At 45.0% G+C, this 26,129-nt stretch carries 23 protein-coding genes and 1 riboswitch; of the genes, 9 read left to right on the top strand and 14 right to left on the bottom strand.

Features of this window, described 5'->3' with window-relative positions; translation table 11 throughout:
• Positions 1–7: 7 nt before the first annotated feature.
• Complete coding sequence (locus tag MOB98_RS10660; protein ID WP_268361668.1) at positions 8–1,018, bottom strand: iron ABC transporter permease; 1,011 nt, start codon at positions 1,016–1,018, stop codon at positions 8–10.
• Positions 1,018–2,064: a FecCD family ABC transporter permease gene (locus MOB98_RS10655; RefSeq protein WP_268361669.1), complete on the bottom strand. Its 1,047-nt coding sequence runs from the start codon at positions 2,062–2,064 to the stop codon at positions 1,018–1,020. The genes MOB98_RS10660 and MOB98_RS10655 overlap by 1 nt, the downstream gene beginning before the upstream one ends.
• Positions 2,065–2,271: 207 nt before the next feature.
• On the opposite strand from MOB98_RS10655, the gene MOB98_RS10650 reads away from it, so the two are divergent.
• The 4 genes from MOB98_RS10650 (at position 2,272) to MOB98_RS10635 (ending at position 4,656) form a co-directional block, all read left to right on the top strand.
• On the top strand, positions 2,272–3,219 hold the full coding sequence (locus MOB98_RS10650) for an iron-hydroxamate ABC transporter substrate-binding protein (protein WP_268361671.1): 948 nt from the start codon (positions 2,272–2,274) through the stop codon (positions 3,217–3,219).
• 134 nt (positions 3,220–3,353) lie between these two features.
• Entirely contained in the window at positions 3,354–3,668 is a 315-nt protein-coding gene (locus tag MOB98_RS10645) for an ArsR/SmtB family transcription factor (RefSeq protein ID WP_268361730.1), read from the top strand.
• Between the two features lie 75 nt (positions 3,669–3,743).
• A complete protein-coding gene (locus tag MOB98_RS10640) occupies positions 3,744–4,172 on the top strand; it encodes a DMT family transporter (RefSeq protein ID WP_268361673.1) in 429 nt (142 codons plus the stop codon).
• Positions 4,173–4,182: 10 nt separating this feature from the next.
• Entirely contained in the window at positions 4,183–4,656 is a 474-nt protein-coding gene (locus MOB98_RS10635) for a DMT family transporter (RefSeq protein WP_268361675.1), read from the top strand.
• An 82-nt stretch (positions 4,657–4,738) separates the two neighbouring features.
• Here MOB98_RS10635 and MOB98_RS10630 read toward each other — a convergent pair whose 3' ends face one another.
• Both MOB98_RS10630 and sspJ read right to left on the bottom strand, forming a co-directional pair.
• Positions 4,739–6,148 (bottom strand): amino acid permease, encoded by a 1,410-nt coding sequence (locus MOB98_RS10630; RefSeq protein WP_268361677.1) that lies wholly within the window; start codon positions 6,146–6,148, stop codon positions 4,739–4,741.
• Positions 6,149–6,251: 103 nt separating this feature from the next.
• A riboswitch (Lysine riboswitch) is annotated at positions 6,252–6,431 on the bottom strand.
• A 116-nt stretch (positions 6,432–6,547) separates the two neighbouring features.
• On the bottom strand, positions 6,548–6,688 hold the full coding sequence (gene sspJ, locus MOB98_RS10625) for a small acid-soluble spore protein SspJ (RefSeq protein WP_003221612.1): 141 nt from the start codon (positions 6,686–6,688) through the stop codon (positions 6,548–6,550).
• Positions 6,689–6,853: 165 nt separating this feature from the next.
• Here sspJ and MOB98_RS10620 point away from each other — a divergent pair, with 165 nt between their 5' ends.
• Together MOB98_RS10620 and MOB98_RS10615 are read left to right on the top strand one after the other, a co-directional pair.
• The gene (locus tag MOB98_RS10620) at positions 6,854–7,336 is read left to right on the top strand and encodes a metal-dependent hydrolase (RefSeq protein WP_268361678.1); all 483 of its coding nucleotides are present in this window, start codon (positions 6,854–6,856) and stop codon (positions 7,334–7,336) included.
• Positions 7,337–7,434: 98 nt separating this feature from the next.
• Complete coding sequence (locus MOB98_RS10615) at positions 7,435–9,288, top strand: LTA synthase family protein (RefSeq protein ID WP_268361681.1); 1,854 nt, start codon at positions 7,435–7,437, stop codon at positions 9,286–9,288.
• 28 nt (positions 9,289–9,316) lie between these two features.
• Here the strand turns inward: MOB98_RS10615 and MOB98_RS10610 are convergent, their stop codons facing one another.
• Positions 9,317–10,243, bottom strand: a complete 927-nt coding sequence (locus tag MOB98_RS10610) for a substrate-binding domain-containing protein (protein WP_268361683.1) — start codon at positions 10,241–10,243, stop codon at positions 9,317–9,319.
• 110 nt (positions 10,244–10,353) lie between these two features.
• Between MOB98_RS10610 and modA the strand changes: the two genes are divergently transcribed.
• On the top strand, positions 10,354–11,136 hold the full coding sequence (gene modA / locus MOB98_RS10605) for a molybdate ABC transporter substrate-binding protein (protein ID WP_268361684.1): 783 nt from the start codon (positions 10,354–10,356) through the stop codon (positions 11,134–11,136).
• Positions 11,108–11,800: a molybdate ABC transporter permease subunit gene (gene modB, locus MOB98_RS10600; protein ID WP_268361687.1), complete on the top strand. Its 693-nt coding sequence runs from the start codon at positions 11,108–11,110 to the stop codon at positions 11,798–11,800. The genes modA and modB overlap by 29 nt, the downstream gene beginning before the upstream one ends.
• 34 nt (positions 11,801–11,834) lie before the next feature.
• Here the strand turns inward: modB and pgoN are convergent, their stop codons facing one another.
• Complete coding sequence (pgoN, locus tag MOB98_RS10595) at positions 11,835–12,665, bottom strand: glyoxal/methylglyoxal reductase (RefSeq protein ID WP_268361689.1); 831 nt, start codon at positions 12,663–12,665, stop codon at positions 11,835–11,837.
• Between the two features lie 222 nt (positions 12,666–12,887).
• On the opposite strand from pgoN, the gene yvgO reads away from it, so the two are divergent.
• Positions 12,888–13,373, top strand: coding sequence for a stress response protein YvgO (yvgO, locus tag MOB98_RS10590; protein WP_268361690.1), 486 nt, complete (start codon positions 12,888–12,890; stop codon positions 13,371–13,373).
• A 44-nt stretch (positions 13,374–13,417) separates the two neighbouring features.
• Here the strand turns inward: yvgO and MOB98_RS10585 are convergent, their stop codons facing one another.
• The 8 genes from MOB98_RS10585 to MOB98_RS10550 all read right to left on the bottom strand — a co-directional run bounded on the left by MOB98_RS10585 (position 13,418) and on the right by MOB98_RS10550 (position 26,042).
• Positions 13,418–15,430 (bottom strand): Na+/H+ antiporter, encoded by a 2,013-nt coding sequence (locus MOB98_RS10585; protein ID WP_268361691.1) that lies wholly within the window; start codon positions 15,428–15,430, stop codon positions 13,418–13,420.
• A gap of 256 nt (positions 15,431–15,686) precedes the next feature.
• A complete protein-coding gene (cysI, locus tag MOB98_RS10580; protein ID WP_268361693.1) occupies positions 15,687–17,402 on the bottom strand; it encodes an assimilatory sulfite reductase (NADPH) hemoprotein subunit in 1,716 nt (571 codons plus the stop codon).
• A gap of 25 nt (positions 17,403–17,427) precedes the next feature.
• Positions 17,428–19,242, bottom strand: coding sequence for an assimilatory sulfite reductase (NADPH) flavoprotein subunit (locus MOB98_RS10575; RefSeq protein WP_268361695.1), 1,815 nt, complete (start codon positions 19,240–19,242; stop codon positions 17,428–17,430).
• 170 nt (positions 19,243–19,412) lie between these two features.
• Positions 19,413–21,737: an RNA polymerase recycling motor HelD gene (helD, locus tag MOB98_RS10570; RefSeq protein ID WP_268361696.1), complete on the bottom strand. Its 2,325-nt coding sequence runs from the start codon at positions 21,735–21,737 to the stop codon at positions 19,413–19,415.
• Positions 21,738–21,923: 186 nt separating this feature from the next.
• Positions 21,924–22,538, bottom strand: coding sequence for a trimeric intracellular cation channel family protein (locus MOB98_RS10565; RefSeq protein WP_268361698.1), 615 nt, complete (start codon positions 22,536–22,538; stop codon positions 21,924–21,926).
• 186 nt (positions 22,539–22,724) lie between these two features.
• Positions 22,725–23,141 (bottom strand): disulfide oxidoreductase, encoded by a 417-nt coding sequence (locus tag MOB98_RS10560; RefSeq protein ID WP_003235152.1) that lies wholly within the window; start codon positions 23,139–23,141, stop codon positions 22,725–22,727.
• 4 nt (positions 23,142–23,145) lie between these two features.
• Positions 23,146–23,814, bottom strand: coding sequence for a disulfide bond formation protein BdbD (bdbD, locus tag MOB98_RS10555; RefSeq protein WP_268361701.1), 669 nt, complete (start codon positions 23,812–23,814; stop codon positions 23,146–23,148).
• Between the two features lie 119 nt (positions 23,815–23,933).
• Positions 23,934–26,042 (bottom strand): heavy metal translocating P-type ATPase, encoded by a 2,109-nt coding sequence (locus MOB98_RS10550; protein WP_268361703.1) that lies wholly within the window; start codon positions 26,040–26,042, stop codon positions 23,934–23,936.
• Positions 26,043–26,129: the final 87 nt, after the last annotated feature.

The raw sequence follows: 26,129 nt of genomic DNA, 5'->3' as shown, positions 1-26,129 counted from the left end.
CCCTCCTCTAGTTCGCTTTCATCAATAAATATATAAAGTAAGGCGCACCTAACACAGAAATGACAAGTCCGACCGGAATTTCCGACGGTGCCAATACATTTCTCGCCAGCGTATCAGCAAGCAAAAACAGAAATGCGCCGATAAAGGCGGAGACCGGTATCAGCGTCTGGTGGCGGGGACCGGTAAGCCTTCTTGCCACATGCGGCGCGATCAATCCGAGAAACGCGATCCCGCCTGCAGCTGCCACGCATGAAGCGGCAAGCGTGACTGCTGCGAGAAGAAGAATTCGTCTCTCCCTTTCAACAGCAGTACCCAGCCCGGTCGCTAACTGGTCTCCTAGCTGCAAAATGTTCAAATAACGTGCCTTATATAAAGTAAACGGGAGCAAGACTACAATCCAAGGCAGGATCGCCCAGATCATATTCCAGTTCGCCCCCCATATCGAGCCGGATATCCAAACTGCGGCTTGCATAAAATCATGAGGGTCCATCTTGAGCTGAAAAATCAGCAACATGGCGTTGAATCCGGCATTCACCCCAATGCCGACTAAAATCAGCCGAATCGGTGTCACGCCTTTTTTCCAAGCCAAAAGATAAATGAGAAACGCGGCGAGGATTGCACCTGCCAAAGCGCTGAACGGCAGCATAAATGTTCCGAAAAAGCTGAGATCTGAAGCTGATCCTTGATAAAAGTAAATAAAAAGTACAACAGCAAGTGAGCCGCCGGCGTTAATTCCGAGAATACCAGGCTCAGCCAGATCATTTTGAGCCACGCTTTGCAAAATGGCCCCGGCAACAGCGATTCCTGCACCAACGAGCAAGGAAAGGATGATCCGCGGCAGCCTGAACTCAAATAAAACAAGCTCATCACGTGCCGTTCCCTGGCCAAAAAAGACCTGGAGCGTTTTAAGCGGTGCAATTTTGATAACGCCCAGATTCAGGCTGATAAAAAAGACCAGCACGATGAGCAGAAGGGTTACAGCCATGACAACGAGCGGTTTTTTCGTATTTGTTTTCATTACAGCCCTCTCCTTTCACGACGCGCCAAATAAAAGAAAAAGGGAACGCCGATGAGAGAGGTCAGCGCACCGACAGGCGTTTCAAAGGGCGCGTTTACAAGTCTTGCCGCAATGTCAGCAAAAACAAGCAAAACAGCGCCCAGCACCGCCGAGCAAGGAATGATCCACCGATAATCGACACCGACCAAAAACCGGGTCACATGCGGAATAATTAAACCGATAAATGCGATGGTGCCGGCAATAGAAACCGCAGCTCCCGTCAAAATGACAACGACAAGCATGCCAATCAGTTTCACTGCTGATGTGTATTGTCCAAGCCCTTTCGCCAGATCGTCACCAAGACTTAACACTGTCACAGACCGGGCGATGATCAACGCAAGACTCAAACCGACAGCCCCTGCAATAAGCAAAAGGTGGACTCCTGACCATTTCACACCCGCTACCCCGCCTGCGTACCAAAAGCTGATATCCTGAGCGACATCAAAGCGGATGGCAATGGCGGTTGAAATGCCGGTAAAGAAATACGTAACTGCTGTTCCCGCCAGCGCAAGCTTTACAGGTGTAAGTCCGCCCCGTGAAAACATGCCGATGCCCATTACCGTTGATGCCCCAAGCCCCGCTCCTGCAAAGGACCATAGCACAAGGCCCATAGCAGAGAGCCCGGGAAAAAAGGCAAATGCAATCGAAACGGCAAACGCAGAGCCCGAGGTGACCCCCATAATCGAAGGCTCCGCCAATGGGTTTCTTGTCATCCCCTGCATGATTGCCCCCGACACCGCTAACAAAGCGCCGACAAGCGCAGCAGCAGCCGTTCTCGGCAGCCGAAGATCATGTATAATTTGGTGGGACGTCTCTTTCGGCTGGAAATGAAAGATGGCGTCCCATACAGTACGCAAATGAATATCCGCAGCACCGAGGGATATGGATAAAAGTGCGCCAAGGCATAACAAGCATAGCCCTGCAATAAGCACAATGACCGCGCTGAATGACCTTGACGTCCATTGGATTTCTTCTGATATCGTCGGTATATTTTTCTTTTGACTCAACAGCCGTACTTCCTTTCTGATACTGATAATGATTATCAATTGCTGTTCCAGTATATCACTTTTTTCTGCTGATGTAATAGAGCGTTTTGAACAAAAATGAGAATATAATTGCAAAAAATATCGTGTCAACTGGCACTTGTAGTGGTATAATCACATCGATAATGATTCTCTTTATCATCTATTTTTATCAGAAAGAAGGTATGAGATATGACCCATACATATAAGAAACTCGGAGCCGCGTTTTTCGCTCTGCTATTGATTGCAGCGCTGGCAGCCTGCGGGAATAACTCAGAAAGCAAAGGCTCTTCCTCTGATTCAAAAGGCGAAGAAACCTTTACATACAAGGCTGAAAACGGAAATGTAAAAATTCCCAAGCACCCTAAACGGGTGGTTGTCATGGCTGACGGCTACTACGGGTACTTCAAAACACTTGGCATCAACGTTGTCGGTGCGCCTGAGAATGTATTTAAAAACCCATATTACAAAGGAAAAACCGACGGTGTCACAAACATCGGAGACGGCACTTCCGTAGAAAAAGTCATCGATTTGAACCCAGATTTGATTATCGTCTGGACAACGCAAGGCGCTGATATGAAAAAACTGGAAAAAATTGCGCCGACTGTTGCGGTAAAATACGATAAGCTCGACAATATCGAACAGCTGAAAGAATTCGCAAAAATGACGGGAACTGAAGATAAAGCAGAAAAATGGCTGGCTGAGTGGGATAAAAAAGTGGCGGCGGCTAAAACAAAAATCAAAAAAGCCGTCGGTGACAAAACCATATCCATTATGCAAACGAACGGAAAAGACATTTACGTCTTCGGTAAAGATTTCGGAAGAGGCGGAAGCATCATTTACAAAGATCTCGGCCTGCAGGCGACCAAGCTGACAAAAGAAAAAGCCATTGACCAGGGGCCTGGATATACAAGTATTTCATTAGAGAAGCTCCCTGACTTCGCCGGAGATTATATTTTCGCAGGCCCATGGCAATCTGGCGGTGACGATGGCGGCGTTTTTGAAAGCTCCATTTGGAAGAACCTGAATGCCGTTAAAAATGGCCATGTCTACAAGATGGATCCGATCGGATTCTATTTCTCTGACCCGATTTCATTAGAAGGCCAACTGAAGTTTATTACAGAAAGCCTAACAAAATAAACAAAGGAGCCGCCTTAGATGCGGCTCTTTACTTATTATTAAAAAAGAATGGCACGATTCACAGTAAACAGTACCTAATTCGCTTCAATAACTTGAATTTGACATATCGAAAAAAATCGATATATAATATGACCATGAAACCGATCGATGTATTCAAGGCCTTATCAAATGAAACTCGGCTGAACATTTTGCATTGGCTGAAGGAACCAGAGAAGCATTTCCCTAAACAAGGCGCTCACCTGCCGAAGGAGGTCAGTGTTAAAGGAGGGGTATGTGTAGGGGATATACAAGAAAAAGCCAAAGCTTCTCAATCTACAGTTTCACATTACTTACATTTGATGCAAAATGCCGGCCTGCTTGAATCTGTTCGTTATGGCCAATGGACCTATTACAGAAGAAATGAACAAGTGATTCAGCAGATAGCTGAGTATTTTAAAACAGAAATCTAAGATGGATGATTTCTGTTTTTCAATCCGCTTAATATCGAAAATTCTAGATATTTGAATATATAAGGAGAGGATTTAATGCGTTACATTGCATATATACTGGCATTATTAGCAGGGTCAGCACTTAGTTTTGAGGGAGCAATCTACGGTGAACTAGGGAAAACAATAGGCCAACTGGAGACTAGTTTTTATAATTTCTTGATGGGGTCAATCATTATGGGTTTACTGTGGATATTTTTTGGAAAAGGGAAACTTTCATATGCTGCTGAAGCACCGAAATGGTCACTTCTTGGAGGGGTTTTAGGTGTTGTCTATTTAACATCAATTGTGATTAGTGTTCCTTTTGTTGGTGTTGGACTCACCATGGTAGCAGTCATTATCGGCCAATTAATCATGAGTATGATTATTGAACATTATGGTTGGCTTGGCAGCAAGAAAACGAGAATCAATAAAGAAAAAATATGTGCAGTTATTTCGATGATTATTGCTCTTATTTTAATTTACTAGGAGGCCTGAAATGGGTATATTGATGATTTTATTCACTTTATTAGGCGGGATCACATTAAGTGCGCAATCGTCTATTAATGGCTCCTTTAGCCGAAAAGCTGGAACAATTGAAACAACACTCTTAACCTTTATAACCGGATTCATGTTTCTTGTCATTTTTATTCTTTTTTTCGGTCATGGAGATGTGCTTGCTATACTAGAAGCGCCTAAATGGCAGTTAAGCGCTGCATTTTTGGGAACGATGTATTTGCTTCTAACTGTTATGGCTGTACCAAGAATCGGGGTCATTGCAACGAATATTGCTGGGATTATTGGCCAGCTTGTCATTGGATTGATTATTGACCATTTTGGCTGGTTTAATAGTTTAGCCATACCTTTAGATTTGAAACGTTTTTTTGCATTACTCTTTATGTTGATTGCCCTTTATTTTATCTATAAAGGAAATAAACGCCCAAACGATGAAAAACAAACACAACGTAAATAAAACGCTGCAATCGATATTGCAGCGTTTTTCATTGAAAAGAAAACCTATTTAGAAGCTAAACAAGATGTACCTTTTCGGATTATTATGCTTGTTTTTCTTTCGAGAATTTCTTAATCACAAACGGATAAATCGCCAGACCGACAAAGAACAATCCGATGCCGAGAATAAATGTCGTTAAATCTGCTGTGCCTGTTACGATAACAAACACTGAGTACGCACACGCTAATATCGCAATCAATCCGTCTTTTACACGGGAGCCTTTCAGCTGGTCATACGTTTCGCCTTTGATGACAAGCTTTAAGCTGTAGATCGCTGATACCAAATACGGAATTAAATACGCAAGCGTTGCCGCTGTCGTTAAAAACGTAAATGCGTCACTTATTGTCCGGGAAATAACCGAGAAAATGAAGACCTGTGACATAACGTTTGTAATAATCAGTGCAATAACCGGACTTCCCTTTTTATTCGTTTTTGCAAAGAATGCCGGGAAATCCCCTGCTTTAGCAGCTTGATATGGAACCTCTGAGCCAAGCAAAATCCAGCCGAGCATCGTTCCGAATAAACAAAGAATAGCCAAAAGTGCCATAATCACGCTTCCCGCGTTACCGACAATCGCATACAGCACATCAACGAAAGGTTTTTCAGAGCCGACAAGCTTATCATGCGGCAGAACACCCATCGTAATTAAAGTGACAATAATATAAATGCTTAAGGCAATCAGCAAGCCGGTAATTGTCGCCCGTTTTACATCACGCTGAGAGCGTGCACGGCCGGATAGGATTACCGCTGATTCAATTCCGACAAACGCCCACAGTGTAGAAATCGCGGCGTTATGCACCTGACCGCCAATTCCAATGTTTGTGCCGTTTTCTCCTTGAACCGGAAAATAAAAATGATCGAATAATGTTGTTTGAAACACAAACAATCCGGCAACGATAAAGAAGACAAAACCTAAAACTTTAGAAAGCGTTGTAACAAAGTTCAATTTACTTGCACCGTTAATGCTTGCAACGAGAATCGTGTGCGTTCCCCATAACAGGATCGTACATACAGCAAACGTCAGCAATTGGCCGAGTGTCACCTCTTGCCCGCCGATCGAAAACATTTCACGTTTATCAACCAAGATCGGGAAGAACGAAGTCAAGTAACCGGCGAGACTTGTGATGATCGCCACGTTACTGATCCAGCTCGCTACCCAGTAGCCCCATACCATTGTGAAACCGGCAGCGTTCCCTTTCTTCGGATCAGAGAACAGCGCTCTTGCATAACTTTGCGGTCCCGCTGTCAGCTCAGGCTTGCGGATGGACAAGTGCCCAAAAACAAGCGCGATCATCAGCACACCGGCACCTGTCAAAAGCCAGGCGGACGTCGCGCCAAACGGACTCGCGATTGAAGCAAGCGAGCTCGGCAGGGAGAAAATTCCTGATCCAACCATATTTCCAACGACAAACGCCGTTAATAACCAAAAACCCCATTTTTTTGTCTGTTCCATTCCAGTACCTCCATGATTCTTTGTACGGACCAGACCCCGAGATCATATAAACGCAAAAAAAGCCTGAACAAAAGTCCATGCTTAAAGAAACACACACCCTTGATCTCCGGATAGCCCTCCGCGAAAAAGCACGCGGCAGTCCTGCACTTATTCAGATACAGTCCCAGCATAGAGAAGGATCGGCTTTCTCCACACTTCGGCGCTGATGCCTTTTACACATGTTTAACAGCCCCTGTCAGCCTGGCATGTGTGACTCATCATCCGCGCAACCTCTACCTCACTGAGAAAGAGTGAGGATTTAATTATTCAGTTACTCCCAGAAGGTTATCAAAGAAAGGATGATCTGTCAAAGGGAACAGATGGAAAATACGGATAGAGCCAAGCTCTATCCGCATGTGGTTATCGATTATTTTTCTTTTTCTGCACAGCTTCTTGAAGCGGATCATCTTTTAGAGCTGAGCCCGCATCTTCAAGAGCTCCCTGGATTACGTTTTTCTCTTTTTCGGAACGTTTTCCTTTATCTTTATTAAAGAAACCCATTCGAATCACCTCTTTTAGAAAAATAGGTACATGCTTAAGATGCCTTTTTCCTTAAAAATTATGCGGGAAATTTTTATCGTCCAAAGTCCTGTTGATCAAACATACATTCTCTTGATATATTTGTAATTCAGAGATTTTTGCAAAAGATAAAAGGAGAAGCGGGAAATGACAGGAAAAACACACATCATGGGAGGCATCGCTTCTTGTACGGCAGCGGCTTATTATTATGGATTTGATCCAGTGCTTATGGCTGCGTCCGGCGCGGTTGGAGCATTAATTCCCGATATCTGCCACACACAAAGCAAAATCGGGAGAAGATTTCCTATCTTATCGAAAGCGGTCAGCTCCATTTTTGGCCACAGAACCTTTACGCACAGCTTGCTGTTTCTGCTCATCATGTTTTTTATCACAGCCACATATATTCCAGATAAAAACATATCGGCCGGGCTGATGATCGGAATGGCGAGCCACTTAATCCTTGACGCCTGGACGGTGAACGGAATCAAATTATTATTCCCTTCTACGATTCGCGTGCGGCTCCCATTATATATGAAGACAGGCAGTTTTTCTGAGCAGCTTGTGTTAGCCGGCTTGACAATTGCTTCATGTTATTATTTTTATATGCTGTTCCATGGGCGCATGTTTTAAACATAAGTGCTAATACTTGTCTGAATGGACTGTTTTTAGTAGGTTTTACATAAGAAGCATTTCATGCAGAGATCAAGGAAACGTGAGGAGTCATATTGATGAAAGGAACCTTTTTTCACAATCAGCGTTTTTTATGTTTTTCGATTGTATTCATGTGGATCAAAACGTATGTGATCTATAAACTGGGCTTTGATTTGCAGATCAATACTCTGTTGGAGGAGCTGATTTTGCTGATCAACCCGCTCAGCTTTATCCTCCCTTTATTCGGGATCGGCCTGCTTCTGAAAGAAAACAAGCAGCGGGTCTTTTTGCTGGTTGCCAATTTGGTTCTGACTGTTATCTTGATCTCCAATACGATTTTTTACGGCTTTTATATCGATTTTATTACCATCCCGGTTTTATTTCAGGCCAGTAACATGAGCGATATGGGCAGCAGTGTAAAAGAACTGTTCAATCCTCTGTTTATCGCCCTATTTGCGGATTTGGCTTTTCTTCTGCTGCTTGCCCGAAAAGAGAAGCGCCCGCAGATAAAAGCTGCCCCCCGTACAATTAAACGGTACTATGCAGCATCCTGCGGCATGGTTTTATGCACCCTGGCACTTGCAGAAGTACAGCAGCCGAAGCTTTTGGCGCATACCTTTGATCGGGAAATGCTCGTCAAAAGCATTGGCCTGTTTCAGTTCCATATCTACGACACAATTTCTCAGACTGTTAATATCAGCGCGAAAGCATTCGCAGACGAAGACAGCATGACTGCGATTAAGAACTACACAGAGGCTGATTACAGCAAGCCTGACCAACGCAAATTCGGGCTGGCAAAAGGACGCAATGTGATCTTTGTGACACTTGAATCGACTCAAAGCTTTGTTCTGAATAAAAAGGTAAATGGAAAAGAAATTACCCCGTATATGAATGATCTCATCAAAAAAAGCTATTACTTTGATCATTTCTATCAGCAAACAGAGCAAGGCAAAACATCTGATTCAGAATTCATCGTCGCTAATTCCCTGTATCCTTCTCTTAGCGGTGCTGTCTTTTTCACGAAAAGCGACCATCAATTTCATACTATGTATAACTCACTGAAACAACATGATTATTATTCAGCCGTTTTTCATGCCAACCATAAAACATTTTGGAACAGAGATGTGATGTATGAAACATTTGGGATTGACCGCTTTTTTGATGTGAATGACTTCCATGTCACCCCCAGAACATCGACAAGCTGGGGCTTAAAGGACAAAGAATTTTTAGAGCAGTCAGCCGGCAAGCTCAAAAGCCTGCCGCAGCCGTTCTACAGCAGCTTCATCACGTTAACGAATCATTTTCCGTTTGAGATTGATGAAAAGGATCAGCTGATTGATGAATATGACTCAAGCAGCGACCTGTTAAACCGCTATGTGACCACAGTGCGTTATGAAGATGAAGCATTAAAGCATTTTATCAAAAGACTGAAAGACGAAGGCTTATACGAAAATTCGATGATTGTATTTATGGGAGATCATTACGGTATTTCAGAAGCCCATAATGAGGCGATGGCTGAGTTTTTAGGGAAGGATGAAATCACGCCATTTGACAACGTTCAGCTCCAGCGGGTGCCGTTTATCATACATATCCCGGGAATCACAGATCAAAAGCCGGAAACCATCTCTGATGCCGGAGGACAGGTCGATGTCAGGCCAACGCTGATGCATTTGCTCGGCGTTAATACAAAGGGTGATATTCAATTCGGCAATGATTTGCTGTCAGACGACCGCACCCCATTCGCCGTGCTGAGAAACGGGAGCTTTATTACAAACGATTATGTATACACGAAAAACACGTGCTACAGCCAAAAAACAGGAGAAGTGCTGGAAGATCGGGAGGCGTGCCTTCCTTATAAGGAGAAAGCAAACGAAGAACTGTCTCTCTCTGATAAAATTTTAAACGGTGACCTGCTCCGTTTTTATGAATAAAAAAATCCCTCTATTACAGAGGGATTTTTTACGTTTCAGCTATTACTTTGCCGGTCAGCTTCGTTTCATAGCCTTTTAAATGAGACAGATTCGCCTTGTATTCCTCAGAATTCAAGATCTCCTTTACGGCCTTCAGCAGCTGCTCATGTTTTTTCAAAACGACGATATCATATTGTTCATCAATGAGCGGGATAAAATCAACATTGCCCATATGTGCAGCATGCTGCGCTCCGATTCCCGCGTCAGCCTGTCCGCTTGAGACTTGTGAAGCGACAGCGTAATGATCGGTAGCGATATCACTGTATCCCTTTACATCAGCCGGGTTCACACCAAGCAGGCGAAGCTGTTCATCAAGGAGCACTCTTGCGCCAGACCCCTTTTCTCTATTGATGATCAGGATATCAGTTCTTTTCAAGTCTTCCCAGCCTTGAATATTTTTTGGATTTCCTTTTTGAACATAGAGTCCTGCTTTGCGGAGAACGGCGTTGATCAGACAAAACGGCTCCCCCGACAAAATCCGTTTGACATAAGGCGTATTATACTGGCCCGTTTCTGCATCGTACAAGTGCACGCTGACAATGTCACACTTGCCCTGATACATATCAATCAGGCTATTTAAGCTTCCTTTATATTTGCGGAGCGGCGTCTCCTGAATGACCTTCTCCAAATGTTTGCTGATCAGATCCATTGAAATGTCCTGTCCGCTGATCATGACATTCGGTCTGCCGTCCGGCTCCGCCTCCTGCATCATTTTCGGCTCTTCAGCAACAGCAATGGGCTGAGCCATTCTCATATTCATCTTATATTGCTTTAAATCTGCTTCGTCCACACGCATCTGCCTGCCGACACGATAAGCAGGGATCATGCCTTTTTTAATCAAATCATAAACGGTCAGCTTTGACACCTTCAGCAGACCTGCAACTTCTTCTATCGTATAGGAAGTGGTTTCATTCATCATCATCACTCTCCTATTTTATTATACCTTTTCATCGAATGTAAAAAAACCCACATGAACCAAACATAATCAGTTATAATTAGATATAACTAATCATAAGGGGTGCAATCATGTTTAAAAAGTATTCCATGTTAACAGCAGCCTTAACCGCTTTCGTGCTTGCAGCAGGCTGCTCTGCAAACCAATCTTCAACAGACAGCGAGAAAAAAGTAACGTTAACCGTCTCAGCTGCCGCCAGTGCGCAGGATGCACTTGAGGAAATTCAAAAGAACTATGAAAAAGAACATGAAAACATTACAATCCAAGATAACTATGGCTCATCCGGCACTTTGCAAAAACAGATTTCTCAAGGAGCAGGGGCAGATCTGTTTTTCTCAGCTGCAGAGGATAAATTTCAAAAGCTGGTGGATGATGGGGATATCGCAAAAAAAGACAGCACTGATTTAGTCGGCAATGAAATTGTGCTGATCGTGCCGAAAAACGGAGAGTCACCTGTCACAAACTTCAGCAATCTGGCTGACTCAGAAAAAATCGCCCTCGGCACGCCGGAATCCGTACCGGCAGGAGCTTACGGGAAAGAATCACTGACAAAACTGTCTCTATGGGACAAAGTGAAGGATAAGATCGTTTACGGAAAAGACGTTCGCCAAGTTCTTTCTTATGTCGAAACCGGCAATGTGGATGCAGGCGTTGTTTATAAAACAGACGCACTGATCTCAAAAAAGGTCAAAATAATTGACGAGGCAAAAGCAGATACACACAGCCCGATTGTCTATCCGTTAGGAATTGTAAAAGCTACAAAACACCGTAAGGAAGCACAGAAATTTTACGATTATCTGCAAACTGATGAAGCAATGAAAGTATTTGAGAAATATGGTTTTACTGCCGAATAGCATAAGCGCTTCAGAATTTTTCACACCTGTTGTGCTTTCCTTTCAAGTGGCGGCAGTTGCCGGAATTGTTGTTATTATTCTCGGAACACTGGCTGGAGCTTGGATGTCGCGGGCATCATTTTTCGGAAAAACGGCTCTCGAAACTTTTTTTATGCTTCCGCTCGTCCTTCCGCCTACAGTTGTTGGTTTTATCTTGATCGTCATTTTCGGAAAGCACAGTTTCGTCGGACAAGCCATCGAGTGGTTCTTTCATCAGCCGGTCATATTTACCTGGTGGGCCGCTGTGATTGCTTCTGCTGTTGTCGCCTTTCCGCTTATGTATCAATCCGCCAAAACCGGATTTGCTGACATCGATCCCGATATACAGGGCGCGGCAATGGTAGACGGCGCAAGCAGATGGAAGGTATTTATCCATATTTCCGTCCCGCTCGCCTATCCTTCATTACTGACCGGAAGCATCCTCAGCCTTGCGCGGGCGCTTGGAGAATTTGGCGCAACACTCATGTTTGCAGGGAACATTCCGGGTGTTACGCAAACACTGCCGACGGCCATTTATGTCGCATTGGATTCCGGCAACAATGCTCTTGCCTGGGCGTGGGTGGTCTGTATTGTTGTCATTTCCTTTTTCATGCTGTTTTTCATTCAACAGAAAAAAACAAACTAAAAAAACTCCCCGTGCCATGACGGGGAGTTTTTCATTAAAACAGAAGCTCATCGGGATTTGGGCCGACACGCTCATCTTTGTTTAATGCGTCAATTTTGTCCATGTCTTCTTGAGACAATTCGAAATCAAAAATATCAGCGTTTTCGATAATACGGTGTTCTTTAATGGATTTTGGAATGGTTACAACCTCATGCTGAAGATCCCAGCGCAAAATGACTTGAGCCACAGATTTATTGTGTTTTTCAGCAATCTCTGCGAGCACTTCGTTATCCAGAAGCTGTCCCTGCATGAGCGGAGACCACGCCTCAAGCTGGATGCCTTGCGCTTTGCAGTAATCTCTTAATTCCTTTTGTGTCAAACGCGGGTGAAATTCTACTTGGTTCACCATCGGTTTGATTTCAGCATCTTTCAACAGCTCTTCTAAATGATGAACTTGGAAGTTGCTGACGCCGATCGCGCGGATTTTGCCGTCTTTGTACAGCTTTTCAAGCGCGCGCCATGTATCTTTATATTTATCCTTGCCAGGCCAGTGGATTAAATATAGATCTAAGTAATCAAGCTGAAGTCTTTCAAGGCTTTTTTCAAAGGCAGTAAGCGTTGTTTCATAGCCTTGATCCTCATTCCATACTTTTGATGTAATGAAGAGCTCTTCTCTTGCCACACCGGATTCCTTGATTCCGATGCCAACGCCTTCCTCATTTTTGTAGACAGCTGCTGTATCAATGCTGCGGTAGCCGTTTTTAATCGCCGCTTTCACAGATTCAGTCGCTTCACTTCCGTTTTCTACTTTAAAAACACCAAGACCGAACCACGGCATTTCAACTCCGTTATGTAGCTTTACAGTATCTTTTAAACTTGTTGGCACTTGAACATCCACCCTTTCACTGAAATGTAAGCGTCTATATTATCTCACATTCCTCTCAGCCGATACCAATAATACGCTTAAGAGCCTCTTTTTGCTTCTTTTTTTACAGCACGGTTAAACTGGTGTACCATTTTTTTCCTATTTTAACAATATTGAGATTATAGAAGAAGCTAGCGGGGTATGCGAATAATGTAACCAACAATAAACAAAGGAGGAACTACATTGAAACGTGTTCGTATTCCAATGACACTTGCACTTGGCGCCGCTTTGACAATTGCCCCTTTGTCCCTAGCTTCAGCTGAAGAAAACCCCGCTCCGAAGATCTCGCAGACAACAGCAGCCGGAACAACTGCCACTGAGGTCGGTTTAAATGTAAACCTTGATGTGCTTGGCATTGCCAATCAGATTGCCGACGCCATTAAATCCGCACAGAACCGGGATGGATTTGTGAAAAACCTCATGGAGTCTTCCTTTTACGCTTCCGGCCAAAAATACAATGTCATGGTATTTAATTTAAGCCAGGAATATGAAGATCACTTAAACGGTGTGCAATTTTACGGTTCTGCCGTTTACGACGGCATTACGTACGGCATTTGGGTATTTGAAGACGGATCCTTTACAAACAAAGGTGATGGCGGCTGGATCAACTGGGCCTTCAGAGGCTGGTTCGACCGGGATGGCAGCACTGTCAATTTCCATCGTCCTTAATACAGAAAAAAGCTGGCGTTTCAGCGCCAGCTTTTTTACTGCATCTATTCGCCGCCTTCAAGCATGGCGGCTTCCACATCATTAATGTATTGGCGAAGCTCATGGGAGATATCCCGGGAAATTTCTCCCTCCTCAAAGAGCGTTTGAATTTCATTTCTGATTGCCTGCACAGCCTTCAGCTTCACTTCCAGCTTCTGATTTTCAAAATGGGCGCTTGATTTCAGCTCATGATGGCTGTGCTCCAACCTGAAAATGAGCTGTTTATAGAATGAAATGACAGACAAAAATACTTCTTTATGTTCATCTGCCTTATGTTTTTCCAAATATTCTATCGCTGCTTTTGCCGTTTTCACTCTTGTTGCCCGTATCAACCCTGCTTCATTTAAAATCGACATCTCCGGCTTTTTATGCTCACCGAAGAAAATCCAATACATCAGCCGCTTAAGCCTTGTTTTTGATAATCCGACCTTAAACGGGTTGGCATACAAAATTTCCAACTCATTAAATCGTTCTTGCAGCACGTTTGCCGTTTCTTCCGGGATGTCTCCCCGCTCCAGCATTTTCATCAATGCCTCTTGCTCAGCCTTAACCCCTTGTGCACGGACTTTTCGCTCTTGCCTTTTGATGCGATTAGTTGATGTATATTGCTGAAAACGAAGATTTTTCATTTTCTCATTGTATTCAGCTATCACCGCAAGGGAGGCCGTTTTGTTTGTATCATTCATGTCTTCTTTAATCGTTTGGAGAGCTGTTTTGATCAATTTGCGTCTCGCCGTCAGCAGCTTCTTGTTTCGTTCCTCGTCCTCTTCTTCTTTTTCAGTCAGAAGCGGCAGGACAACGGTGGCAATAACAAGTGTGCATAAAATGACACCGGCTGCTAGAAAGAGAATCAGGTTTCTTTCTGGAAACGGCGTGCCGTCCTCCAGGAAATACGGAATGGAGAAAGAACCTGCAAGCGTTACAGCTCCGCGCACACCAGAAATCGAAATTAACAGCGTGGAACGAATACCCGGTTTATAGATGTTCTGATCTTTATTAAAGAACCACTTGCCGTTCCAGAAGAACAGCACCCACAAAAATCTGAGGAGCATTAACGTAAATGTGATGACTAGAATATAGCCGATCACCTTCATGTTGCTGATAGCGGTGTCGTTAAAAATGACAGAAATGACGTCTGGAATCTGCGTTCCGAGAATCACGAATACCAGGCCGTTCAAAATAAATAAAATAATGTTCCACGTACTTGAGGAGACGATTTGCAGCTTGATCATCGTTGATTCCAGACGATCCTGTTCCACTGCATGGGTAATACCTCCCGCCACAACGGCCAAAATCCCGGAAACGCCGATTTCTTCTGCTGCCAAATAGATCACAAACGGCGTCAGAATTTGAATCAGCATATGCATCGTGACATCCTGCATACCTAGACGGCGCAGGAAGAGGCGGAAACGAATAATCAAGAACGAAATGACAACCCCGCACAGCAAACCTCCGAGAGAAATAAAGACAAAGCTGACAGCCGCTTGCGCTAATGAAAATGCTCCAGTCACTGCTGCCGCAATCGCAAACTTAAAGGCCACCAGACCTGATGCGTCATTCATCAGCCCTTCCCCTTCAAGCAAGCGAAGAATCCCTTTTGGCATTTTCACTCTTCCTGATAATGCGCTGACAGCGACGACATCAGTTGGTGAAAGAATGGCCGCAAGTCCGAAAGCCGCTGCCAGCGGAATATCAGGAATCATCCAGTGAATTGTGTAGCCTCCTACAATTACAGTCGCAAATACAAGACCGAGTGCAAGCAACAAAATCGGAGCCCTTAAATTCCAAAGCTCTGCCCGCGGCGTTCTCTTCCCATCATTAAATAGAAGGGGTGCGATAAACAAAACAAAAAACAATTCGGTGTTTAATTCAAAATGAAGCCCCTGGGGAAATGAGGCGGCAAGAATCCCAAGCGCCACCTGAATCAGAGGCACGGGAATAAACGGAATAAACCGATTTACGATATTGGATATCGCAATAATCGTTAATAAAACGAGAACGACTAAAAATATGTCCAAATACATGACCTCCTTCGTCTGTTGTGTTAGTACATGATGAATCAATGATTCTGCTTGTCTAAAAGAGGCTGAGGCTAGGATGGCCTTGCATCCGATATATGATGTCGCAGGAGTTCCCTCCACACTTGTCTTCTTTTATAGTACCCTTTTTAGGGTATTATTTCTCATGATATGCTCATAGTGAACTTTTTTGCCGCAGAGCAAATTCCAGACCAAAAGAGACAGGGAGCTATTCCCTGCCTCTCGTTTCCCTGTATTAATCGTGAAAATTCGTGCCGTCAGTCGTTGTTTTAATGATGCCTGCGCGGATGACAAAGTCACCAAAATGCTCGCCTTCCTCGCGTTCTTTCGCATAACGGGAAAGCAGGACGCGAAGCTCGTTTAAAATTTCCTCTTCACCGATGTTTTCCCGGTACATTTTGCTTAAACGGCTCCCGTCAAATGCAGCGCCAAGATACATATTATATTTGCCCGGCGCCTTTCCGATAAATCCGATTTCTCCGAGCGCATGGCGTGCACATCCATTCGGGCATCCTGTCATGCGAATGGTGATTTCCTGTTCACGAAGGCCGTTTTCATCAATAATGTCTTCAATCTTATCTAAAAGTGTCGGCAAATATCGTTCAGCTTCAGCCATGGCCAATCCGCAGGTCGGAAGAGCGACGCACGCCATCGAGCTGCGCCGGAGCGCCGAATGATGCTTGCCGTCAGTGAGTCCGTATTGCTCGATTAACGCACTGATCTCTTCTTTTTTATCGCTTGAAACGTTCGCGATAATCAAGTTCTGGTTGGCTGTCAGACGGAACTCTCCTGTATGGACTTTGGCAATTTCCCGCAAGCCTGTCATCAGTTTATAATCATCGTAATCTGTCACACGGCCGCCTTCGATAAACAGCGTAAAATGCCAGTTATCCTCAATGCCTTCAACCCACCCGTAGCGGTCGCCGTTATGATCGAAATGATACGGCTTCGCTTCTTCCAGGCGCCAGCCGAGGCGGTTTTCCAATTCCTCTTTTACTGTTTCTAAGCCGAGGCGGTCAACCGTGTATTTAAAACGCGCATTTTTGCGGACAGAGCGGTTTCCGTAATCACGCTGAATCGTAATCGTTTTTTCAGCAACATCATACATTTGCTCAGGACGGCAGAAACCGATCACCTTGGCTAATTGCGGATATGTCGCTGTGTCGCCATGCGTCATTCCCATACCGCCGCCGATTGCCACATTAAAACCGATCAGTTTGCCATCTTCGACAATCGCAATGAATCCGAGATCTTGTGAAAAGACATCAATATCATTAGACGGCGGAACAGCAATACCGATTTTAAATTTCCGAGGCAGATAGAGCGGTCCGTACATTGGCTCGACTTCTTCCTCCGGCGTGCCGGCCACTCTTTCCTCATCAAGCCAAATTTCATAATATGCCCTCGTCCGTGGCAGCAGGTCATCACTTAATTTTTTAGACCACTCGTATACCTCTGAGTGGATTTCAGACTGATAAGGGTTTGATGCGCACATCACGTTGCGGTTTACGTCCCCGCAGGCTGCGATCGTATCCAAAAGAGCCGAGTGGATCGTCTGAATGGTTTTCTTCATATTCCATTTCAAAATTCCGTGCATTTGGAACGTTTCACGTGTCGTCAATTTTAATGTGCCGTTCCCATATTTCTGAGATAGATCATCCATGACAAGCCATTGCTCAGGCGTTGAAACGCCCCCTGGCATACGCACGCGCAGCATAAATTGATATGCCGGCTCAAGCTTTTGCTTTTGGCGTTCATTGCGGAGGTCACGGTCATCCTGCAAATAACTGCCGTGGTGTTTCATCAGGCGGTTGTCATCATCCGGAATTCCGGCACTGATCCGATCCAGCATGACTTCTTTCAGTGTGCCGCGCAAATAGTCACTTTCTCTTTTAATGCGTTCAACATCACTTGGAGCGCCGTCCGGTGCTTTTAAGATTTTGGTCACCATGTTGAAAAACCCCTTTCAAGTCAAATCAGTATACATCACGCTGATAGCGTTTTTGCTGCTGCATGTCGGCAAGATAAGCTTCCGCTTCTTCGCGGCTCATATTGCCTTCTTTCTCGATAATCTCAAGCAATGTGTGATGGACGTCATGCGCCATGTGCTTTTCATCACCGCAAATGTAAACAGCCGCGCCTTCTTGAAGCCATTCGAACAATTCTGCGCTCTGTTCAAGCATGCGGTGCTGCACGTATACTTTTTCTTCCGTATCACGTGAAAACGCGACATCCATTTTTGTCAGCACACCGTCTTTGAGCCACTTCTGCCACTCTGTCTGGTAAAGGAAATCTGTGACAAAGTGCTGATCGCCAAAGAACATCCACGCTTTTCCTTCGGCTCCTGTCTCCTCTCGCTCCTGCATAAAGGAACGGAACGGCGCGACGCCTGTCCCTGGGCCGACCATGATAATCGGCGTTTCAGGATCTTTCGGAAGCTTAAAGTTTTGATTGTGCTGGACATAAACCGGCAATGTATCTCCCGGCTGCAGACGCTCCGCGCATAAAATCGAGCAGACGCCTTTACGTTCTCGGCCATGCGCATCGTAGCGGACTGCGCCGATTGTTAAATGCACTTCATCCGGATTTGCGGATAAACTGCTCGCAATCGAATAAAGGCGGGCCGGCATTTTTCGCAGAATCGAGACAAACTCCTGCGCCGATACACTGAACGGGCCATAATCACGGACGAGATCAAGCAAATCGCGTCCTTCTATATACGCTTTTACATTCCCCTCATTTCCCGGGGCTAAAAGCGCTCTAAGCTCATCGCTTCCCGTCAGCTGGGCTGCCTGTTCAAGAAGCGGTTTTGTGAGAACGGTAATCTCAAAGTAAGAAATCAGCGCCTCTTTCAGCGGGCGGACATCGCCTTGCTTATTAAGCGTCACAATTTCTTCAGGGTCCCAATTCATTTCCTTCAGCAGCTGATCAACAAGCTCCGGATCGTTTTCCGGATAAACGCCGAGGCTGTCACCTGGCTCGTAAGTCAGGCCAGAGCCTTCCAGAGAAAGCTCCACATGGCGTGTTTCTTTATTCGACCCTCTGCCGTTCAAATTTAAATTTTCTAACACTTCAGCCCGAAACGGGTTTGTTCTGGAATACGAAGACTCACCGGTTTGAGGCGTTGCTGCTGGCGCAGGTGCGGCACTTCCGCCCCCGGCTTCACTTAACCCTTCAAATACGCTCTCAAGCCACTCGGCTGCCGGCTCATCATAATCAAGATCGCAATCAACGCGCGGAGAAATCCGTTTTCCGCCGAGCTCTTCTAAGCGCTGATCAAATTCTTTCCCTGTCTGGCAGAAGAATTCGTACGAGCTGTCACCAAGCGCCAAAACAGAAAAACGAAGATCTTCAAGCTTAGGCGCCCGTCTTCCATGCAGAAATTCATGAAATGATAGCGCGTTATCAGGCGGATCGCCTTCACCGTGCGTACTGACAACGATTAAAAGATTATTTACTTTCTTCAGCTGATTCGGCTTAAAATCGCTCATGGAGGAGACGGTCACTTGAAAACCGCGCTGCTCGAGCTGCTTGCCGGCATTCTCTGCAAGCCCCTGTGCGTTGCCTGTCTGTGAACCGTAAAGAACGGTTACCTCTTTTGAAACGGCTGGTGCCGCCGCTGCTGCAGACACAGCCGCCGGCGCCCCTGCAGTTTCTTGGGCGGGAACAGATTGCGCGGATAAATATCCGCTCAGCCAGATTTTCTGAGATTCGGTCAAGGTTGGCAGAAGGCGGTTAAGGAGCTCTGCCTGCTCCTGATTAAACGGACTGTTCATTACCTGAAGTTGCAACGTATCCACCTCACAAAGTTATAAACTGATCGAAAATTGCATCTAATTGAACTTTACCGGAATACTCGGGTTAAGTAAAATATATTTACATGATGACAACTATTAGGAATCCTAATGATAAAACCGCTTTGTTTCATTTAAATAGAAAAAAGAGAAGGGTTCCCTTCTCTTCATTCAGCATTCTGATATAAATGAGGCGGCACAGCCGTTACAAACGGACTTGCCTTACCTGTATGAAACACCGCCAGTATATGCATCGCACGGGTGCAGGCCGTGTATAAGAGCCTGCGGTCGTGCTCTGTTTGGTAATGTTCTTCTGACGCATCATAGACAAGCACTGCGTCAAACTCAATTCCTTTCGCTAAATACACCGGAATGACACAAACTCCCTTTTGGAATGTTTGATTTTCTTTATGAATCAGACGGATATTTGTATACTCACTGATGTGAGCATGCGCCTGTATGGATTGCTGCGCTGTTTTGCATATAACGGCTATCGTTTCATGTCCTTGTTTCTTGAGCCGTTCAATTTCTATCGTTAGCTTTTGGCACAGGTCCTCACGTCCTTCGGTTTTGAAAACAATAGGCATTTCCCCGTTTCTGTTGAAAGGCTCAATGTCCGCTCCGTCCTGAAGCATTGCTTTCGTAAACTCGACAATCTGCCTTGTCGATCTGTACGTTCTCTTTAAACGAACATATTCAGCCGGTTCATCTTCAAAGCACGCATCCATACGTTTAACGCCGTGTATGGCATGGGCGTAGATGGACTGATTGATGTCACCGAGCACTGTCATGCTGGCAGCCGGAAAAATGCTTCTCATGTACGCCATCTGAAACGGCGAATAGTCCTGAGCTTCGTCGATAAAAAGGTGTTTGATTTTCGTATTTTTCTTTCTGCCTTCAATCAGATCCTGCATATAAAGAAAAGGCGCCGCGTCCTCATAGAGCAATTTATTTTCCGCAAATGCCGATTGGGTCAGCTCTCCTAGCGCTGCCATCTTCTCATGCCGAGATTCCTCTCCCCATCCGGAAAACAATTGCAAATACATCTGCTTTACATCAAGAAATGCAAGGAGTTTGACCGCCTGTTTGAGCGGTTTGAAAGCCTTTTTCACAATGATGGCGGCAAGGAGCTGCTGCTCTCTTTGATAATCGTTAAACGTACTCTCACTGAATCGTTTCCTTTCCTGCAGCTTTTTGTACACATCCAAGTAATCCTCTTTATCGAGGAGCTCAGCTTCCTGAACGACCCAATCCTTACGCCGTTCCTTTTTCTCAAGCTTGTTAAGCTCACTCAGCAGCCACTTGGCCGTATGCTCCATCCGGTTCGGAATGGACTGGCTTTGATCCAGTGAGTAAAAATAGGATTTAATTTTTTCCTTAGTGATCAATTTCTCTCCGCGAAAGACGATATTTTTAAAGATCATCCCTTCAGAGGCCAGCCATGTGACGTATTCATCAATGAATTGCTGAAATGATAAGCCCGCCTTCCATGTGATTCCCGCAAGCCTTGTTGGAAAGTCGCCTTCCTTTGTTTCTGTCAAGCAATATTCGAGCTGATCAAAGGGGCTTTCACAATGGAACTTGCGGCCAAGCCGAAGCTCAATATATTCCTGAAATGTCGCCTGCTCCATGTTCTCTTCTCCTAGCTCAGGCAAAACAGAGGAGACATAGCTGTTAAATAAGAAGTTGGGAGAAAATAAAACGATTTGTCCGGCATCAATAACGCCGCGGTGCCTGTATAACAAATAAGCGACACGCTGAAGCGCTGCCGATGTTTTCCCGCTGCCAGCCGCTCCCTGCACAATCAGGAATTTGCTTTTTTCATTACGGATAATCTGGTTTTGTTCTTTCTGAATCGTAGACACGATGTTTTTCATTTGAGTGTCAGAGTGATGGCTTAATACTTCCTGCAGCATTTCATCGCCGATCGTCATATCTGTATTAAACATCGCCTTGAGAGCGCCGTTTTTGATGATAAACTGGCGTTTGAGCACCATTTCCCCTTCTATCGTTTCACCGGGCACTTCGTACTCCGCTTTTCCTGGGGAATAATTATAGTACATACTTGATATCGGCGCCCTCCAGTCATAGATCAGAAAGTGTTCTTCCTTTTCATCCATACAGGAAGCTAAACCAATATAAATCCGCTCCGCCTGCTCCTCACCATTTTCAATAAAATCAATCCGGCCAAAATAAGGCGATGCTTTTAATTGATGAATTCGTTTGAGCTGCTGATCCATATGTCTATGATTCCGTTCCCGATCAGACAGCAGCTCTGCCTGCTGCTTAATGCTTGCCATCGTTTCAACCGCTTCATGGGCATCATCAAAATTAACCCTAACATCCTCCCAAAAGCTTTTTCTTAATCCGATAACATCATGCTTTAACCCGCCTGCAGCCGTTTCCAGAAACCGCTCTTTTTTGCCAAGCTCCTGCAGCACCTCATCTATTCTTAACTGCTCTTCCTTCCATTCCTTATCCTGCTGATTCATGAACGGCACCTCCAGAAAATAGTTGACAAACACAGATGAAATACTGTACAATATAATTGGATACATATAATAAATATATGATAAAAATCAGTAAATACAATTTATCTTAGCACATTCACCCAATATCAATCAAGGTTTGGGTTATTTATATGCAAAAAAACCGATTTCAAATTGAAATCGGTTTTTTTAATGATAGTTATCTAAACGAAAAGAACGGTTTGGCAGCTTCCAGTTAAACATATAGGAGCAGACGCGGCAAACAACAAGCACAAAAAACAGTACGTACAAGCCAAACGAGTTTCCAAGCCAGCCCAAGCCGACGATTAAACCGCCGAGAGCTGCCCAGACCGCGTAAATTTCTGCTTTCAGCACAAGCGGCTTGCGTCCGGCAAGAAGATCACGAATGATGCCCCCGCCGCTTCCCGTCAGCACTGCTGCTACGATGACAGCACTAAGCGGATGGCCCATTTTGACGGCATACAATGCGCCTTGGATAGCAAAGGCTGCGAGACCGATCGCATCTGATAAATTGCCCCACTTGTTCCAATGCTTCAGCAGCAGCTTCGGGAACAGAAACACAATCGTTATGGATAAGAGCGCGATCTGAAAGTACGCTCCCTGCTCCCATAGTGCTGATACTGGAACACCGATCAGCAAATTACGGATCGCTCCGCCTCCAAAGGCTGTGACAATCCCTAATATATAAACTCCTAAAATATCATATTCCTCTTCCATCGCAACAATTGCGCCGCTGACTGCAAACGCAATGATGCCAATCACACTAAGCAGCTCCCAAGCCATTCTGATGACTCCCTTTATGTTTGTTAAATTTTCTGACGACCTCTAGATTTTATAATCGCTCCAGCGTAAAATCAATAACATTTTTACGATAAAAAAAGATAAATTTAGAGGGAGTACACCAAACGCTATGGAGCATGAGTTTTCGAGATGAAAAAAGCGCCCGGCATACTGCGGGCGCTTTTTTTGTCATTCAGATTTTTCGCCTTTCAGCAGGCACATAAAAACGATAATCAGGATAAAAGCAATCAGGGCCAGGAATGGAATGGTAATAAAACCAAACCAGTTAATATATTGGCCTGAGCACGGCACGCCGCTTACACACGGCTTAATGCCGGTAAAGCCGGGCACTTTTTGCTCTAAGTAGTGCATGATCGAAATAAATGCCCCGATAATCGCCATTGGGAGCACATATTTTTTCACGCGTGTGTCACCTTGAAAGGTGGCGATGCCTAAAATCAGGACGAGCGGATACATGAGGATACGCTGGTACCAGCACAGTTCACATGGAATGAACTTTCTGATTTCACTGAAATACAGGCTGCCCAGCATAGCGACAAGAGCCACAACCCAGGAAGCATATAAAAATACAATTCTATTTTTCATATGATTACTTCCCTTTCAGCTCTTTTTCTATTGTTTCTTTGATTTCATTATAATCCGCAAAGTTTTTGATCACTTTATCATTGACGTAAATCGTCGGTGTTGCGTTTATGTTCATTTTTTGATTAAGGTCAGAGTCCTTTTCCACTTGAGAAGCAAATGTTTCCTTATCAAGATTCTCCTTGAGCGTCTCAGGTTTTATTATTGTGGTGCTTTTTGCAAGATCACCAAGAACGGCTGGGGTCACCCATTCCTGTTCTGTGTCCGGCTGTTTTTCAAACAGCTTTTCATGGAATGTCCAGAAAGAGTCAGGGTCTTCTTTCCATACTTCTTCTGAAGCAAGAGCCGCTAATCTTGAGCCTGTTCCGTGGAACATGACGTTCACAAATGAAAATTTCACATCGCCCTTATCAATAAAGTCTTTTTGTATCTTTGGAAAGATGTCACTGTTAAACACCTTGCAAGACGGACATTTGTAATCTCCAAATTCTACTACAGTTACCGGTGCATCATCCTTGCCAAGCACAGGCTGGCCTTTGATAGACGGCTGTCCGGAAACCGCTTCATCGCCTTGTTCCGTTTTGTTATTAATGATGACAATGGCTGCTAACAATACAACAACCACAACTGTAAGGATGACCGCGAATTTCGCAGAAGACTGCTGTTTCTTTTTCACTCCGACACCTCATCGTTTTAAAATTAAAAAAGAAGCGGATCGCAATTGACCCACTTCTTTATTTTAACAAGACAAGCGCCTATAAGAAAACCCCGAAAAAATGAATTCTCTCCGACAATTTATCTGTTTTTGAGACGCATAACGCGCATGGCGTTTGCTACAGCGAGCAGTGTAACACCGACATCTGAGAAAACCGCCTCCCACATCGTCGCAATCCCAAATGCTCCGAGAATGAGAAAGATCGCTTTTACACCTAACGCAAAGCCAATGTTTTGCCACACGATTCGCCGTGTCCGTTTCGCAATCCGAATCGCTTCCGCTATTTTTGACGGCTGATCCGTCATCAGCACCACGTCTGCGGCTTCCACCGCGGCGTCAGAACCAAGGCCTCCCATGGCTGCTCCAATATCCGCGCGCGCAAGAACCGGGGTATCATTGATGCCATCGCCGACAAAAATAAGTTTTTCGTTTGGCGAAAGCTTTGCTTCCAATGCTTCGACCCGCGCCACTTTATCCTGCGGCAGCAGCTCTGCATATACCTCATCGATGCCAAGCTGTTTTCCAACGGCTTCTCCTGTCTGCTTCGAATCACCTGTCAGCATAACTGTCTGCTTGATTCCAAGCGCCTTCAGGTCGGCAACCGCCTGTGACGCATCTTCTTTTACTTCGTCCGCTATGATGATTGCTCCGGCATAGCGTTGATCAACAGCAACATGTACGATTGTTCCAGCACTTTCATCCGGGACGCCCTCAATCTGTTCTCTTTCCATAAGCTTCTTATTTCCAGCAAGGATTTCTGTTCCGTTTACGTTTGCAAAAATGCCGTGGCCGGATATTTCCTCATATGACTCTATGGCGTCAGAGGAAAGCATTTTTCCGTAAGCTTTACGTACAGATTCTGCAATCGGATGCTGGGAATGAAGCTCAGCGTATGCCGCCGCTTCAAGTAATCTGTCCTTTGTAAATCCTTCCGCAGGTTTGATTTGTGTCACTTCAAAGCTGCCTTTAGTTAACGTTCCTGTTTTATCAAACACCGCGTATTTCACTTGATTCAAGGCCTCTAAATAATTGCTTCCCTTCACAAGCACTCCAGCCTTTGAGGCTGCTCCGATTCCGCCAAAGAAACCGAGCGGAATTGAGACGACAAGCGCACATGGGCAAGAAATCACTAAGAAAATAAGCGCGCGGTACACCCAATCGGAAAGCGCTGCGCCAGGAACCACCAGTGGCGGTACAAAGGCCAGCAATACCGCGATGATCACAACCGCAGGTGTATAATACTTGGCAAACTTTGTGATAAAGTTTTCTGTCCGGGCTTTACGGCTGCTCGCATTCTGAACCAAATCTAGTATTTTTGATACTGCAGATTCCTGGTAGACCTTTGTGACTTCAATGTGCAGAACGCCGTTTTGATTGATAAAGCCTGACATTACATCTTGTCCTTCTGCAGCTTTTCTCGGCACGGACTCACCTGTTAAAGCAGACGTATCAACCATCGCTGATCCCTGCACAACCCTTCCGTCAAGCGGTATGCTTTCGCCCGGATTGACCACAATGATGTCCCCTGTCTTTACATCCTCTGGAGAAACCAGTTCGATCCCGTTCTCTGTTTTGACATTGGCGTAATCAGGCCGTATGTCCATTAACGCACTGATTGATTTTCTGGACCGGCTGACCGCAGCTCCTTGAAAAAGCTCACCAATTTGGTAAAACAGCATAACGGCGACGCCTTCAGGATATTGCTGAATCAGAAAAGCGCCAATTGTGGCAAGAGCCATTAAGAAATGCTCATCAAACACCTGACCGCGGCTCATGTTTTTGACTGCACGGATGACAATATCACCGCCGATGATCAAATAGGCAGCGAGGAAAAGCAAAAATTTGATTGTTTCGGAATGAACGACATATGCCGCTGCTCCGAGTATGACGGCCGCAGCCATCCTTACCAGCATCTTGATCATTCGATGACGATAGCCGTCATCAGCTGATTTCTGTTTATGCTTTTGGCGAACCGTTACATGCGGATCGATTGATTTCACCTTTTTCTCTACCTTACTGGTGACCCATTGCTCTTCTTTTCCATCGGCTGAGACAGTCAAGGTGCTTGCTGCAAAATTAACCGCGCATCCGTCAATGCCTTTTATGCCTTTAACTCCGTTTTCGATTTTTTGGGCACAATTGCTGCAATCCAAACCGTCCAGAACGTATTCCTGTTTCACTAGTCTCACCTTACCTTCCGATTTAGGCTTCCCTCTTCAAAGCGTATCAATGAGTGTTGGTCATGAATTTTTATATATGAGCACATACTCATATAT

This window comes from Bacillus sp. N13C7 (assembly GCF_026790065.1).
In the GTDB taxonomy this organism is placed as follows: domain Bacteria; phylum Bacillota; class Bacilli; order Bacillales; family Bacillaceae; genus Bacillus.
Note: the sequence above shows the minus strand (reverse complement) of the source record. Positions and strands in the feature narration are given on the sequence as shown.

Bases quoted from the DNA above. Each gene is read 5' to 3' on its own strand.
- cysI (WP_268361693.1), bottom strand. From the start codon at position 17,402: ATGGTGACCAAAATCTTAAAAGCACCGGACGGCGCTCCAAGTGATGTT.
- MOB98_RS10565 (WP_268361698.1), bottom strand. From the start codon at position 22,538: ATGGCTTGGGAGCTGCTTAGTGTGATTGGCATCATTGCGTTTGCAGTC.
- MOB98_RS10650 (WP_268361671.1), top strand. From the start codon at position 2,272: ATGACCCATACATATAAGAAACTCGGAGCCGCGTTTTTCGCTCTGCTA.
- MOB98_RS10615 (WP_268361681.1), top strand. From the start codon at position 7,435: ATGAAAGGAACCTTTTTTCACAATCAGCGTTTTTTATGTTTTTCGATT.
- sspJ (WP_003221612.1), bottom strand. From the start codon at position 6,688: ATGGGTTTCTTTAATAAAGATAAAGGAAAACGTTCCGAAAAAGAGAAA.
- MOB98_RS10610 (WP_268361683.1), bottom strand. From the start codon at position 10,243: ATGAATGAAACCACTTCCTATACGATAGAAGAAGTTGCAGGTCTGCTG.
- MOB98_RS10640 (WP_268361673.1), top strand. From the start codon at position 3,744: ATGCGTTACATTGCATATATACTGGCATTATTAGCAGGGTCAGCACTT.
- MOB98_RS10560 (WP_003235152.1), bottom strand. From the start codon at position 23,141: ATGAAAAATAGAATTGTATTTTTATATGCTTCCTGGGTTGTGGCTCTT.
- helD (WP_268361696.1), bottom strand. From the start codon at position 21,737: ATGAATCAGCAGGATAAGGAATGGAAGGAAGAGCAGTTAAGAATAGAT.
- MOB98_RS10635 (WP_268361675.1), top strand. From the start codon at position 4,183: ATGGGTATATTGATGATTTTATTCACTTTATTAGGCGGGATCACATTA.
- MOB98_RS10620 (WP_268361678.1), top strand. From the start codon at position 6,854: ATGACAGGAAAAACACACATCATGGGAGGCATCGCTTCTTGTACGGCA.
- modA (WP_268361684.1), top strand. From the start codon at position 10,354: ATGTTTAAAAAGTATTCCATGTTAACAGCAGCCTTAACCGCTTTCGTG.
- MOB98_RS10645 (WP_268361730.1), top strand. From the start codon at position 3,354: ATGAAACCGATCGATGTATTCAAGGCCTTATCAAATGAAACTCGGCTG.
- MOB98_RS10660 (WP_268361668.1), bottom strand. From the start codon at position 1,018: ATGAAAACAAATACGAAAAAACCGCTCGTTGTCATGGCTGTAACCCTT.
- MOB98_RS10630 (WP_268361677.1), bottom strand. From the start codon at position 6,148: ATGGAACAGACAAAAAAATGGGGTTTTTGGTTATTAACGGCGTTTGTC.